The sequence below is a fragment of the Hyphomonas polymorpha PS728 genome (assembly GCF_000685315.1).
GTDB lineage: Bacteria > Pseudomonadota > Alphaproteobacteria > Caulobacterales > Hyphomonadaceae > Hyphomonas > Hyphomonas polymorpha.
The window spans coordinates 123,210-136,330 of sequence record NZ_ARYM01000004.1 but is presented as its reverse complement, the minus strand read 5'-3'; the positions used below and the strand labels follow the sequence as shown (position 1 = coordinate 136,330).

Annotated in this window: 9 protein-coding genes; 4 read left to right on the top strand and 5 right to left on the bottom strand. The window is 58.5% G+C overall.

Translation table 11 applies throughout. The features are described 5' to 3' along the window. Nucleotides 1–25 precede the first annotated feature (25 nt). Together HPO_RS04690 and HPO_RS04685 are read right to left on the bottom strand one after the other, a co-directional pair. A complete protein-coding gene (locus HPO_RS04690) occupies nucleotides 26–1,081 on the bottom strand; it encodes a phosphotransferase family protein (protein WP_157532671.1) in 1,056 nt (351 codons plus the stop codon). A 78-nt stretch (nucleotides 1,082–1,159) separates the two neighbouring features. Then, the gene (locus HPO_RS04685; RefSeq protein WP_035595149.1) at nucleotides 1,160–2,434 is read right to left on the bottom strand and encodes an acyl-CoA dehydrogenase family protein; all 1,275 of its coding nucleotides are present in this window, start codon (nucleotides 2,432–2,434) and stop codon (nucleotides 1,160–1,162) included. A 131-nt stretch (nucleotides 2,435–2,565) separates the two neighbouring features. Between HPO_RS04685 and HPO_RS21080 the strand changes: the two genes are divergently transcribed. Continuing rightward, entirely contained in the window at nucleotides 2,566–3,492 is a 927-nt protein-coding gene (locus HPO_RS21080; protein WP_051612286.1) for a LysR family transcriptional regulator, read from the top strand. A gap of 160 nt (nucleotides 3,493–3,652) precedes the next feature. Here the strand turns inward: HPO_RS21080 and HPO_RS04675 are convergent, their stop codons facing one another. Next, nucleotides 3,653–5,296: an AMP-binding protein gene (locus HPO_RS04675; protein ID WP_051612285.1), complete on the bottom strand. Its 1,644-nt coding sequence runs from the start codon at nucleotides 5,294–5,296 to the stop codon at nucleotides 3,653–3,655. Nucleotides 5,297–5,367: 71 nt separating this feature from the next. Beyond that, nucleotides 5,368–6,195: a MaoC/PaaZ C-terminal domain-containing protein gene (locus tag HPO_RS04670; protein ID WP_035595146.1), complete on the bottom strand. Its 828-nt coding sequence runs from the start codon at nucleotides 6,193–6,195 to the stop codon at nucleotides 5,368–5,370. 815 nt (nucleotides 6,196–7,010) lie between these two features. On the opposite strand from HPO_RS04670, the gene HPO_RS04665 reads away from it, so the two are divergent. The 3 genes from HPO_RS04665 (at nucleotide 7,011) to HPO_RS04655 (ending at nucleotide 11,514) form a co-directional block, all read left to right on the top strand. Then, on the top strand, nucleotides 7,011–7,829 hold the full coding sequence (locus HPO_RS04665; RefSeq protein ID WP_035595143.1) for an SDR family NAD(P)-dependent oxidoreductase: 819 nt from the start codon (nucleotides 7,011–7,013) through the stop codon (nucleotides 7,827–7,829). Between the two features lie 189 nt (nucleotides 7,830–8,018). After that, nucleotides 8,019–10,382 carry a TonB-dependent receptor gene (locus HPO_RS04660; protein ID WP_035595140.1) on the top strand — a complete coding sequence of 788 codons (2,364 nt, stop codon included), beginning with the start codon at nucleotides 8,019–8,021 and terminating at the stop codon, nucleotides 10,380–10,382. Between the two features lie 109 nt (nucleotides 10,383–10,491). After that, nucleotides 10,492–11,514 (top strand): zinc-binding dehydrogenase, encoded by a 1,023-nt coding sequence (locus HPO_RS04655; RefSeq protein WP_035595137.1) that lies wholly within the window; start codon nucleotides 10,492–10,494, stop codon nucleotides 11,512–11,514. 25 nt (nucleotides 11,515–11,539) lie between these two features. Here HPO_RS04655 and HPO_RS04650 read toward each other — a convergent pair whose 3' ends face one another. Beyond that, on the bottom strand, nucleotides 11,540–13,078 hold the full coding sequence (locus HPO_RS04650) for an acyl-CoA synthetase (RefSeq protein ID WP_035595134.1): 1,539 nt from the start codon (nucleotides 13,076–13,078) through the stop codon (nucleotides 11,540–11,542). Nucleotides 13,079–13,121 lie beyond the last annotated feature (43 nt).

The following is a 13,121-nucleotide window of genomic DNA, read 5'->3' as shown; positions in this document are numbered from 1 at the left end:
AGCGACCCGCTCAAATTGCATCGCCCTAATGCCATGCCGGACGTTGCAGCCAGGAATGCGCCCGCTCTATCAGGTTGACAGATGTCTCATGCAGCATCTCGCCCGTCGCCTTCGGCGCTGTACCGCTGCAGGCGCGTGCATAAGAGCCCTCAAGTATAATCGCCAGCTTGAAGCATGCGAGCACGATGTACCAGTCGAGGCAGGAAAGGTCTCGATCTGATCGATCAGCATAATGCTGGATCATTTCATCGATAGCTGGGAAGCCTTCCCATGGCTCCACAAGCAAGACGGGCAGGTTGCGCCAGGCCGGGTCACGCCATGTTGCAATTACCCAGGCAAGATCCAGCAGAGGATCGCCGATCGTGCAAAGTTCCCAGTCGATGACAGCAGCAAGCTCCGGTCCGTCATTTCGAAACATCACATTCCCGATCACGAAATCGCCGTGCATGATGCCGGGCCTGAAGTCTGGTGGAACATTGGCGCTCAGATAATCAGCAAGTGCCTGAATATTTCCAAGTTCTGCCGGGCCGGGCCACCCTTCATGGCTCGAATAGCTGTTAAGCTGGGACATCCAGCGTGCTGCCTGCCGGGCCAGGAAGGTTTCTGGCTTACCGAAATCCGCGAGGCCTAGCGCGACATGGTCCAGCCGGCCGAGCCCGGCAGCCGCATCCATCATCGACAGGCCCATGCCATGGCGAATATCCTTTCGCGACCTGTGCAGTTCCGGCAGCCCCGTGACGGCATTGAAGCCATTGACGTCCTCCATCAGATAAAATGTTGCCCCAAGGACGCCCCGATCTTCGCAGACAGCAACAAGGTGAGGATGCGGCACGTTCGTGTCAGCTAGCGCGGCGAGCACGCGCGCTTCACGCGCCATCACCTCATTGGCCCCGGCGCGGGGCGTCAGGCTTGGCCGCCTCAGGACAAAGGTCAGTCCTCCCCGGACGAACCGGACGATAATGTTCTGTGTACCGCCGGAAAGCTGACTGACGGAACTGATCGGCCCCTCGCCAAGCCCTTTCGTATCCATCCACGCCTCTATCCTGGCGGTGTCGATGCCCGGTACCGGGGACTGTCCCATGATCATAGCCTTTGTTCAGAACCGCCGGGACAGATCACAGATAAGCTGTCACGGTGAGGCCGGGTCGATCTTGTCTGCTCATTCTCCGGAGAGGCCGAACTTCTGTGCCGATCGTTCCTTCCGTTTGTAGGCGATGTATTCCGGGAAAGGTGATCTTGCGGGCTCTACGCCCTTCAGTGCTTCGCGCGCGACAACGAGTTTGTGAACCTCGGTTGGACCGTCGGCGAGGCCGACATGGTAGCTGTTCACCAGGGCAGCCGTGAACGGCATCTGGGTCGACAGGCCGAGGGCGCCATGGAGGTGCAGAGCACGCGCAGAGATGTCATGGAGGATCTTCGGCATAATTGCCTTTACTGCCGATACGTTCTGCCGGATCGCTTTCCAGTCACGTCCCTGGTCAGCGAGCCAGGCCGTCTCCAGGACAAGGAGGCGGAACTGTCGCAGCTCAATCCAGCTGTCGGCGATCTTTTCCTGAACCATCTGCTTCTTCCAGAGCGGTTCGCCCTTGGTTTCGCGCGACTTCACGCGCTCGCACATCATGTCGTAGCACTTTGAGGCTTCCGCGATGGTCCGCATGGCGTGGTGCATCCGGCCGCCGCCGAGCCGGACCTGGGCCACGACGAATGCGTCTCCGCGTCCACCCAGCATGTTTTCCTTTGGGACCCGGACCTGGTTCCATCTTACGTGACCGTGGGTGCCTTCCGGCTCGCCGTGGAAGGTGTAATCGCGAATGATTTCGATACCCGGCGTTTCGGCCGGGACGATGAACATAGACATCCGCCTGTAGGGGTTTTCTTCGTCTGGCTCGGTCACTGCGGCAATGATGTAGAACGCCGCAAAGCGTGCATTCGACGCGAACCATTTCTCGCCGCTGATGATCCAGCTATCTCCGTCCTCAACAGCAGATGTGGTTACCATGGTGGGGTCAGAGCCGCCCTGCGGTTCGGTCAGCGAGAAACAGGAGACGATGTCGTTATTGAGCAGCGGCTTCAGGTACCGTTCCTTCTGTTCGGCAGTGCCGTAATGAGCAAGAATTTCGGAATTGCCTGTGTCGGGCGCCTGTGCGCCAAAGACGATCGGTCCAAACCGAGAGCGACCGAACTGCTCATTCATCAGCGCAAGCTTCAGCTGGCCGTAGCCAGGGCCTCCGAGCTCGGGTCCGAGGTGACAGGCCCAGAGCCTGCGCTTCTTGACTTCTTCCTGCAGCGGACGAACCAGCTTCTGGAAGAGCGGATCGTGGATATTCCACTGACTGCCCAGAACATCGTCAAGCGGCTCGACCTCCTCTCGGACAAATCTGGAAATCCAATCAATCTCGGTCTGAAAATCCGGGTCAGTCTGAAATGACCACATCGCTGAGTCCTCATTTAAAATCGTTTCCTGCAGTGTTCCTAGCAATATGAATAATGATCGTCGAATTTGATTTCTTTTGCTCAGTAAAAGGATCTGGTTATAAGTCTGCGACTGCTTGAAAGGAGAATAGTGTGGACCTGCATGCCGTGCCGCTTCGGGCTTTCCTCGCTGTTGCGGAAGCCCGGTCATTCACAAGGGCGGCCTCAGAGCTGAACATGTCGCAACCGGCCCTGTCGGCGAAAATCAGGGAGCTGGAGCGTCAGCTTGGGTTCGCGCTCCTGAACAGAACCAAACGGCATGTCGAACTGTCGCCGGAAGGGCGTTCGTTTCTTGCCCATGCTCGCAGGATGGTCCTGGAAACTGAATGGATGCATCAGAAAATCAGGGACATACGCAAGAATGCAGTCCGGATCGGCGTCCCCTACTATTCATCGGATATTTCAGCGCGTGTTCAGATAACGGATGATCTCATCATGCGCTTTGGTGCAGAAGGCGTTGCTGTTGTGGAAATGAGCCACGACCGGCTTTATCGCGCGCTCGCTTTTGAGGAGATTGATCTCGCCTTCGTGTTTGAGCCAGAAGAAAGATGGTTCGATTCGGCGATCACCCCGACAGCGGCGGCGGGCCTCATCGGCGAAGTTATCGAGAGCAGGGAGCTTGAGCTTGAAGTCCCCAGTTCAAGTTGGCTGTTTGGCAAGACCGTCGTGCAAAAGCCCGATCTGGAGGGCTGTTCGGTAGCCTCTATAAGCCGCGTTCACGGCGTTGCCCTTTCGGAAGGCATAGCCCGCTTTCTCGATACGTGGGGTGCGAAACAGTTCAAACTGCCAGAGTCGAACGCCCGGTCGACGCTGCGCCTTGCTCGCCGCTTCCGGGTCCCTGCTGTTTCGCTCGGCTGGTTTCACGCGGATCCGGAGCCGTGTGAAACCAGCCGTTCGATACCATTTGAGGGGGGAGGGATTGTGACACGCATGGTTGTTCGGCGCAGGTCAGAGCGGCTCAGGCCGCCCGCAGAGGCTTGCTGGACAACCCTGACGGGCCAGACCGAGTTTCCTGTCTGAGCGACAACCGTTTTCGTTCTGCAGTAAGGTAACGCTGTGACGCGCAGCGCGCCGAAGACGCGCCGTCTGCATGGTCGCCCCGCTGTCAGCCCCGCCGCTTATGCACTTTCCCGCCCGGTAGACGTCAATTGCTCTGGTGGCCGTCGCCAATCAAAGTGTTTCACTGCGCTTCCTGTTCGAGGCGTGCCTGGTCCCGGAGTTCGCGCCGCAGGATCTTTCCGGTTGTTGTCATCGGGAACGTGTCAACGAACCTGATTTCCCGCGGGTATTCATGCTTTGCCAGGCGGTCCCGGACCGATTGCCGGATCTCCTCGGCCAGCGTGTCGCTGGGAGTGTGGCCCGGCAGGAGCGAGACATAGGCACGGATGATTTCTGTGCGCTCAGGATGTGGCACACCAATAACCGCTGCCATGCTGACGGCGGGATGGCGAATGATGGCGTCCTCGATTTCCGTCGGTCCGATCCTGTAGCCAGAGCTTGTGATGACGTCGTCTGCGCGGCCATGGAACCAGTAAAAACCCTCCTCATCCGCGCGGGCGAGGTCGCCCGTGATCATCCAGTCGCCGGCGAACTTTTTCGCCGTCGCCTCCGGGGCCCGCCAGTACTCGAGCATCATCACCGGGTCGGGTCTTTTGAAGGCGAGATTTCCGACAGTTCCGACCGGCAACGCGTTACCATCGTCGTCAACAATGGCGGCCGTGTGGCCCGGCAGGGGCGTGCCCAGCGAACCGATCCGGTAATGGTTGAGTCCGCTGCAATTGCCCAGGGTCATGTTTGCCTCGGTCTGACCAAAGCCTTCATTGATGGTCGCCTCAAACATCTCCAGCATCGCGGCAAGCAGGTCCTTGCCGACCGCTTCGCTCCCGCTGATGATGCTTCGAAGACGGACATTCTCCTTTTTGATCAGCCGTGAATGAGGCTTGAGGAGCTTCATCATGGTCGGAGTCAGGAAGGCGTTCCTGATCTCGTGACGGCCCATCATCTGCATGGTCAGTTCCGGATCAAAGCCCGCCATTGGGAAGACGAGGATTGGGGTTCCGTAGTTCCACCCACACAGCAACGTATTGCCAAGACCGCCCATCCACGCCCAGTCGGCGGGTGACCACATCTTGTCGCCGGGCTGGGGGTAGAGGTCAAACAGGACTTCTGCTCCCGGAAGGTGGCCGAAGAGGACGCGGTGGCCGTGGAGCGTACCCTTGGGCCAGCCCGTCGTGCCTGATGTGTAGTTGATAAGGGCGGGGGTGTCGGGGGAGACCATCAGTGTAGTGAATTGGTCAGATGCCGTGTCGAGGGTCTCGTGGAAGGGGAGGGCGCCGCCTTCCGGCGTCCCATCAATGACGAAGACATGTTTCAGGCTGGGCGCGAGCGCCTTCGCCTCCAGGACTTTGGCGAGATTGGCCTGATCGGTCACGACGGCGCCGATCTCGGCATTGTTGAGCCGGTATTCGAGGCCATCGACCCCGAAGAGGATTGAGGTCGGCACCGAGATCATGCCCGCCTTCCAGCAGGCGACATGGGAGATTGCCGTCACCGGATGCTGTGGCAGCAGGACCATGACGCGCTCGCCCTCGTTTAGCCCCAGCCCTTTGAGGACGTTGGCAAACTGGTTGGCGCGCTTCTGGACTTCGCGGAAGGTATACGTACGGATTCCCGAGCCCAGATGATGGATCAGCGCGACCTTTTGAGGGTCATCTGCATGCCTGTCACAGATCTGATGCGCTATGTTGCAGCGCTGTGGCAGATCCCAGCGAAAGGTGTCGTAAATCTCAGAATAGGTTTTTGCAGGTTTGATCAGACGTTGCATGAAGTCGTTTCCAGTGAACTTGTTTTCAGGATGTTTTCTTGGGCGAGGCTGAAGATCGGCAGGTCGGAAAATCAGCGGCTCAGCAGGGTTTTTCCGTTCCGGATAACGGTGACATCCCGCTCTTCGATCCGCGCTTCGAAGGATACGGTGTTGCCGTCCTTCCAGAGATCGATGGCGAGTGTCTCGCCCGGATAGACAGGCGAAGAAAATCGCACCTCGTGATGCAGGATCCGCGCGGGATCGAAGTCGCAATACTCGGCAAGAACGGCGCGGCAGCAGATCGCGTAGCTGCACAGGCCGTGGAGGATCGGACGGGAAAAGCCTGCAGCTTTGGCAGTGTCCGGATCAGCGTGCAGCGGATTGAGATCCCCGGACAGCCGGTAAAGCAGTGCCTGGTTCGGCGTCGTTGTGATGCGGACTGTCCGGTCCGGTGCCCGCTCCGGTACCGCGTGGGGCCTGGGCTGGCCTTCGCGAGGTCCGTCAAATCCGCCCTCGGCGCGCGCAAAGCTCGTCATCCGGATCGTTGCAAGCGGGGCGGTTTCTCCCTCAAGGGTCATCACGGTTTCCTGGGAGAATACCGCGCCTTTCCCGGCCCCCTTGTCCCAGGCCCCGATCATGCGGCTCACAGTTGACGCGCGACCCTCCGGGGGAAAGGGACGATGCAGGCTAACAGCCTGCTCGCCGTGGAGGACATATCTGTAATCGATGCCGACATCGTCCATTGCGCTGCCATGGAAACCGACCAGGACGGGAAAGGTTGGGAAGGCTTTGAGGCCGGCTTCATAGACGAAGGCAAGTTCATGCCGGTTGAGCGGCGCGTGTCCCAGGCCGATACCGAGCGCATAAAGCATTTCGTCCTTTTCCGTCCAGGCATAGCTCGCCGTCTTCCTCAGGGACATGACGCGCTGATGCGTGATCCCGGGAAGAGATGGGTCTCTCAAGAACGTCACGGTGCTTCCCCTCCAATTTGCTCCGTCATTTCGATCGCGGAGTCTATTCTTTTGCCTAGAACGCAAACTGCAGAAAATCAAAACATTTGTATTACTGTTTGGCCTGCGTCGGGTGGGGATGTTTGAATGGCTGTCCACCCCGATCTCATTTTCCGGCATTCGCAAAGGACAGGCGCGCAAGCTGGCGCCCTTGCTCGCACTCGCCGCGACATATCCCTCGAGCGAGGTGGGCCAGAGATGATTTCCCATCATATGGGATAGTGTGCGATCGCGTCTTTCCGTGTGTGTAGCCAGATGAAGGGGATCGTTCTACGCTCTTCCTCTACGGAGATCGGCGGTGCCGGGTTGCCCGCGTATCGCCTTCTGGAAGCTGTTTGCGGTGCTTGCGCTGTTCTGATTTTGTTTAGCGCTAAGCATCTGAGGGGTGCACGGAGTTTCGTGCGCGGCGGTTTTTTTTGATGTCCGTGAGCCCGGATCGCTGCCTCCCGGCAATCCGGGCCGATACCTGGCGCCCGCTCTGTTCAAACAGAAATTGTTACCGGCGGGCGCCACTTTTTGCTTTTCGGCGGGCTGGCGGAAATGATCACCCGGAGGGTTAGGATGCCCTGAGAGGGGTACGCGGCCGCATTGACCCCAATAAAAATGAATGTATTAAATTGGGCGAAAATAAAAACAGGCGCGCAGGTGCTCGGCCAACCCCGGCGGTAACATGTGGACGCTGGGTCGGGGCCGACACGCATTCGCCAGACTTTTGAGGGAGTGGCATGAAGCTGTCGGGCAAGGTTGCATTGATCACCGGGGTCAGCCCCAATATAGGCGGCGGAATTGCCGAGGAACTCTGGGCTGCAGGTGCCAGTATCGTTGCCGTTGATGCGAATGCGGACAATGCCAATGACTGCGCCAACTATATCAACGCCAAGGGCGGCAGGGCTTTGGCCATCAAGTGTGATGTCACCGATGAGGCGCAGGTTGCGCGGTCGGTCGACGATGCTGTGAAGCAGTTCGGCAGTGTCGATATTCTGGTGAACAATGCCGCCTTCTTTAATCAGAAGGGTATTCTCGACATGAGCTATGCCGAGTGGCAGGCGCAGACGGGCGTAATCCTTGATGGCGCCTTCCTGTTCACCCGGCGCGTTGCGCAGGCGATGATAGGGGCTGCCAGGCCGGGGTGTATAATCAATATCATTTCCACGGCGGGACATCAGGGCCAGCCAGGCAATGTCGCCTACTCCACATCCAAAATGGGCCTGATAAACTTCACCAACTCGGTTGCGATGGAGCTCGCCAGCAAAGGCATACGCGTCAATTCGCTGACGCCGACAGCCACAGACCCGGGTGAATCGTTCGAGCGGGCGCGGCGTTGGGGGCGGAACGTATCGGAGGATCCGAACCTCAGGGTGCTGATGGCGAAGTTTTCCGATCATGTCCCCATGCAAAAGCTGCCAAAACCGAGTGACTACGGCAAGGCGGCTGTATTCCTCGCGTCGGACGATGCGGCCATGATTACGGGTACGGATCTGCGGGTCGACGCCGGTGCCGTCTCGAAATACTGGGCCTGGGACCCAGCCTCCGGAGTACGCTGAAAGGCGCATCTCGCCGGACGCGCAATTTGAGCTGGCGCGCGACGGAGGGGGTGAGCGCGATCCTCCCACAGTGTAAGAAAAAAACAATCGTTTTATACAGGCGAACTATTGTCGGCCAAAGTCCTCCCAAGTATGAGATTGAGCATCATAAAAAAGTAAAATTTGATCTTCTTGGGAGGAAGGCAAAAGATGAGGAAAATCAAAAGAATTTCGATCCAGAGGTCGGCCGTGTCGGTGCTGGCCCTGGGTGTTCTGATGTCCGGTTTCGTTGCGGTCGGGCAGGAGGTCGAAGATGGCGCCGAGACCAATGCGCAAGTCGATCAGCCCGAAGACGATATCAAGAAGCTCAATGTCGTCTATGTAACAGCACGTAAGCGGGATGAGCGTGAGATCGACGTTCCGGTTGCGATTTCGGCGCTTCCGGCGATCGAGCTGGAACAGCGCGGCCTCTCGAACCTCACGGAAATCTCAACAGCGATTCCTGAGCTCCGGATCTCTGAAAACACCATTGGGTATGGTGGCAATCTTACCATGCGTGGTATTTCGAGTGCCACGTCGACGGCGTCTGTAGATCAGGCTGTTACAGTCAATGTGGACGGCGTGCCGGTTTCCTACGCTGGCATAATCAAGCTCGGCCAGTTCGATCTCGGCCAGGTTGAAGTCCTGAAGGGGCCGCAGGCCTTGTTCTTCGGCAAGAATGCCACAGCCGGTATTGTGTCGCTCACATCGGCGGCGCCTACGGACTATCTCGATTACCGCCTGCGGGGTGAGTATGAGTTCGAAGCTGAGCAGTACGCGGGTGAAGCTTATGTGTCAGGCCCCCTTTCTGAGGGGGTGCGGGGCCGTCTTGCTGTGCGTTACTCCGACAGCGAAGGCTGGCTGACCAATCAACTGCCTGATCCGGCCACCGTTCCCGGTACCGTCCTGACCCCGGATCGGAAGGGCCCCGGGGCCGAAGAGTTCCTTGCGAAAGGCAGCCTCTATATCGAGCCCAGCACCGACTTCCTGCTGAAGCTGATCGGTGGTTATTCCGACACGGAAACGAACGGGAACTACCTTCAGTCGCAGCGCATATTCTGTCCCAATGGGGTTGCGCAGGGGCCGTTCGGGTATGCCGGGCAGGATTGCAAGACCAACAATGTGTCCACCAATGGAGGCATGCCCGCTGCCTGGGCTGCGTTTGACAGCCGGTTCCCGACGGACAACCAACCCTATACGCGTACGAAGCAGCATGTGCTCGTGGCCGACGCGGATTATCAGCTTTCCCCGGATCTGGAATTTAACTCGATCACGGGGTTCTATAACGTCAATCTGGACGCGTCGGATCACGTTTCGAATGGTGCGATTCCCTTCGTAGGGTTCGCGACCAGCATCGAGAAGACGACCTATTCGCAGGAATTCCGCCTCTCGAACAATGCCAGCGACCGGTTCAACTGGATGCTGGGCGTCTTCCTGCAGGACGACCAATATGTCGAAGACCAGTCAACGATTATCGGTGCCCTTCTTCCGAAAGCGGACTTCCGTATAACGGGCGACACGATTTCGCCCTTCGCACAGCTCGGCTTTGACATTACTGACAAGCTGACGCTAACGGGCGGTGTTCGCTATACGGACGAAACAAAGCAGCAGCAGATCGGATCGGGCCAGTTTGACGGGCTTTACCCCGAGGAGCTGAACTTTGAGAACTGGTCTCCAGAAGCAACTTTATCTTACGCTCTGACGCCGAACGCGAATGTTTACGTCGCTTACAAGCAAGCCTATAAATCCGGCGGGTTCCAGACCGAGCACGTCGCCATTCCAGGTGCGCTGGCCGCTGGCACTGTTATCGACAATTCGTTCAGGGAAGAGCAGGCTGAGGGGTTCGAGATCGGTGCAAAAGCCTATCTCCTTGACCAGAGCCTGCGCGTATCTGCGGCTGCTTACCAATTCGAATACACTGACCTGCAGCTCAGCAGCTTCGACTCCGTGCTTGTTGCCAACATCATAAGCAATGTGGGTGCGGCCACGAGCGAAGGGGTCGAATTCGACTTCGACTATCGGCCGCCGGCGTTCGAAGGCTTCTCATTGAACGGCGCGGTGGCGTACAATAACGCAACTTTCGATGAGTATGCGCCAGCCTGCTACAACGGCCAGACTGCTGCATTGGGCTGCGATATTGCAACCGATACCAATGACGTTTCGGGCGAGCGTCTCCCGCGCGCTCCGGAATGGAGCGCAACACTGGCAGGCGCCTATGAAGGCTCACTTACCACAGCGCTCGACTACCGTATCAATGCCGGGGTCCAGTATAGCGGCGCATATGAAGGCAACTCTGATGTGATCCCGAATTCCGGTCAGGATAGCTATATCTCAGTGGATGCCGGCATTGCCATTGCAGACAAGGATAAGGTCTGGGAGCTGGCCCTTATCGGCCGCAACCTCGCGGACGAATACTGGGTGGCGAGTACCTACCAGGTGCCGGTGACTGGCAGCGACCTGGCACTTTCCGATATAGCCGGGACGGTCAATCGTGGCCGGCAGGTCATGCTGCGTCTGACCTATCATCCGCAGTAAGGCGGCTGCGGTCACAGAGCGAATAAATGGCGCCGGGGCAGACACATCGCCTGCTCCGGCGCCTTTTTTTTTAGCCGGTCACAATAAGTCAGAACAAGGACGAACAAGGATGAAAGCTGCGGTTCTGGAAGCGCGCGGGGCTGCGGGTCTCAAAATCATGACGGTCCCGGATCCTGAAAGGAAGCCGGGGGAGGCGATCATGAAAGTCCGTGCCAGCTCGCTCAATCGTGTCGACGCCTATATGCGCGACAACGGCCGCGGGATTACGCATGAACTGCCGATCATTCTGGGCGTCGACGGCGTGGGAGAAATTCTTGAGAGCGAACCGGGGAGTGGCCTGAAACCCGGACAGCGGGTGATGCTGTTCGCTTCCAGTTTCTGCCAGAAATGCCGTTACTGCCTTGCGGGCGAACAGCCGCTGTGCCTGGACGTCAAGATCGCCGGCGAGCATCGCAATGGCAGCTTCGCCGAGTATATCGCGATGCCCGCGCGCTGTTTTCTTCCCTTGCCGGACGAGATCAGTTTCGAAGATGCGGGCGTCCTGCCGGCGGCCTACACCACGGCGTATCGCATGCTCTTCGGAAAGCGGGCGCTGAAGCCAGGCGACAGCGTGCTCATCGTGGGTGCCGGGGGAGGTGTGTCAGCTGCCTGTATCCAGCTGGCAAAACATATCGGCGCACGCGTTCTGGTGACATCCTCAAGTGCGGAGAAGCTTCGTCAGGCCGAGGCGATCGGGGCAGATGCCGGGGTCAACTACAGGACTGAGCCTGTGAGCCAGCGCGTAATGGAGCTGACGGATGGCTATGGGGTGGATATGGTGATCGACAGTGTGGGGGAGGCCAGCTGGGGAGAATCGCTGCGGTCCCTGCGGCGCGGCGGCTGCATCATTACCTGCGGGGCGACGACAGGCGGAAATCCGCCGGTGGAGCTTCAGCGGATGTTCATACGCCAGCTTGAGCTCTATGGCTCCACCGGGGGCAATTTCGATGAGGCGCGCCGCTTGCTTTCGCTGGTAGCCAATACCGGTCTGAAGCCGGTCATCGACAGCCGGTTTGATCTCGATCATATTTCACAGGGCTACGACCGGCTCGAAGCGCCCGAGCGCTTTGGCAAGGTCTCGATCGTGACGTAAGCGCCGGGGGCTGGCGCATCACCGGCTAGATGCGCTTTGCCTCTTTCCAGTACGCGTCGCGCAACAGCCGCTTGTAGAGCTTGCCGGTCGGCAGACGGGGCAGTTCCTCCATGAAGTCGATCTGGCGGGGAAGCTTTATCCGGCCAAGGTGGGCGAGGACGTGCGCCTTGATGTCTGCAGCAAGTTCCTCACCGGCATCAGCCATGTCGAGGGGTTGCACAACGGCCACCAGACGCTCACCGAGATCGGCGTCCGGGGCACCGATCACGGCAACATCCGCGACGCGAGGATGTGTAACGATCACGTCCTCGATTTCCTGAGGATAGATGTTCACGCCCCCCGAAATGATCATGAAGCTTTTCCGGTCGGTCAGATACAGGTAGCCCTCCTCGTCAAGCCAGCCGATGTCCCCGAGCGTGCTCCATCCTTTCTCATTGTAGGAGCTCGCGGTTTTGGCATCGTCCTTATGGTACTGGAACTGACTGCCGCCCTCAAACCAGATAAGCCCTTCCTGGCGCGCCGGAAGCGCGTCACCGTCTTCCGACAGGATGTGAACCGTCCCGAATTTAGCCTGGCCAACCGACCCCTTGTGCGTGAGCCACTCTTCCGGCGTGATGGCCGTCAGTCCGTTGAATTCGGTTCCGGCGTAATACTCATGAATAATCGGCCCCCACCATGCGATCATCTGCTCCTTGATCGCTACGGGGCAGGGCGCAGCAGCATGGATTGCAATCCGGTGGGAGGACAGATCGTAGTGTGATCTGTCGTTCTCGGGCATTTTCAGCATCCGGATGAAATGCGTGGGTACCCACTGTGAATGCGTGACCTGTTCACGCTCAATCAGTTCGAGTGCGTACGCGGCGTCGAATTTCTCCATCACGATGACGGTCCCGCCGAGCTTGATCGCGCTGAGGCTCCAGCGAAGCGGGGCGGCGTGGTAAAGTGGCGCCGGGGAGAGATAAACCATTCCAGGTTCGAAACCGAAGCGGTTAATACCCAGGTCTGTCAACGCATCCAGTTCGGTGATGGCGATATCCGGGAGCGCGAACTTTACCCCTTTCGGGCGCCCGGTAGTTCCGGAAGAATAAAGCATGGGCGCGCCCATGCTCTCGTCCGCAATCGGCGTTCCTGGCTGTTTGTCCCTTTCGGCGACATAGTCACGCGCGCCCTTGGCAGAACCATCGACGGCAAACACGATCAGCCCGGGACACATCGCTGCAATCTCAAGCGCTGCAGGGAGCGTCCTGTTGCAGGCAAAGAGGATCCTGGCATCGGAATCGCCAACGATATATCCGGCCTCTTTTGCCGACAGGTGGGTTGAAATCCCCGTAAAATAAAGGCCCGACCGTTCTGCACTGAGCGCGATCTCGAAATAGCTCGGATGGTTTTCGAGGAGGATGGCAATGACGTCACCCCGGCGCAGGCCGCATTTTCGCAGGAGGTGCGCGCCCTGATTGGAGCGGCTTTCAAGCTGCGAGAAGGTAACGGTCTCACCGCTCGGCATCATCTTGTAAGCGGTCCTGCCGGGAGTTTTTTGCGCGTGATTGTGAACGTGAAGAAGCATGCCGGTTGCGTCGCTTTCAGGGTGGTTCGGATACAGAATAAAA

What these genes read in the sequence shown, in the direction of transcription:
- HPO_RS04690 (WP_157532671.1), bottom strand. Translation starts at nt 1,081, where the DNA reads ATGGGACAGTCCCCGGTACCGGGCATCGACACCGCCAGGATAGAGGCG.
- HPO_RS04665 (WP_035595143.1), top strand. Translation starts at nt 7,011, where the DNA reads ATGAAGCTGTCGGGCAAGGTTGCATTGATCACCGGGGTCAGCCCCAAT.
- HPO_RS04650 (WP_035595134.1), bottom strand. Translation starts at nt 13,078, where the DNA reads ATGCTTCTTCACGTTCACAATCACGCGCAAAAAACTCCCGGCAGGACC.
- HPO_RS04655 (WP_035595137.1), top strand. Translation starts at nt 10,492, where the DNA reads ATGAAAGCTGCGGTTCTGGAAGCGCGCGGGGCTGCGGGTCTCAAAATC.
- HPO_RS04675 (WP_051612285.1), bottom strand. Translation starts at nt 5,296, where the DNA reads ATGCAACGTCTGATCAAACCTGCAAAAACCTATTCTGAGATTTACGAC.
- HPO_RS04670 (WP_035595146.1), bottom strand. Translation starts at nt 6,195, where the DNA reads ATGTCCCTGAGGAAGACGGCGAGCTATGCCTGGACGGAAAAGGACGAA.
- HPO_RS04660 (WP_035595140.1), top strand. Translation starts at nt 8,019, where the DNA reads ATGAGGAAAATCAAAAGAATTTCGATCCAGAGGTCGGCCGTGTCGGTG.
- HPO_RS04685 (WP_035595149.1), bottom strand. Translation starts at nt 2,434, where the DNA reads ATGTGGTCATTTCAGACTGACCCGGATTTTCAGACCGAGATTGATTGG.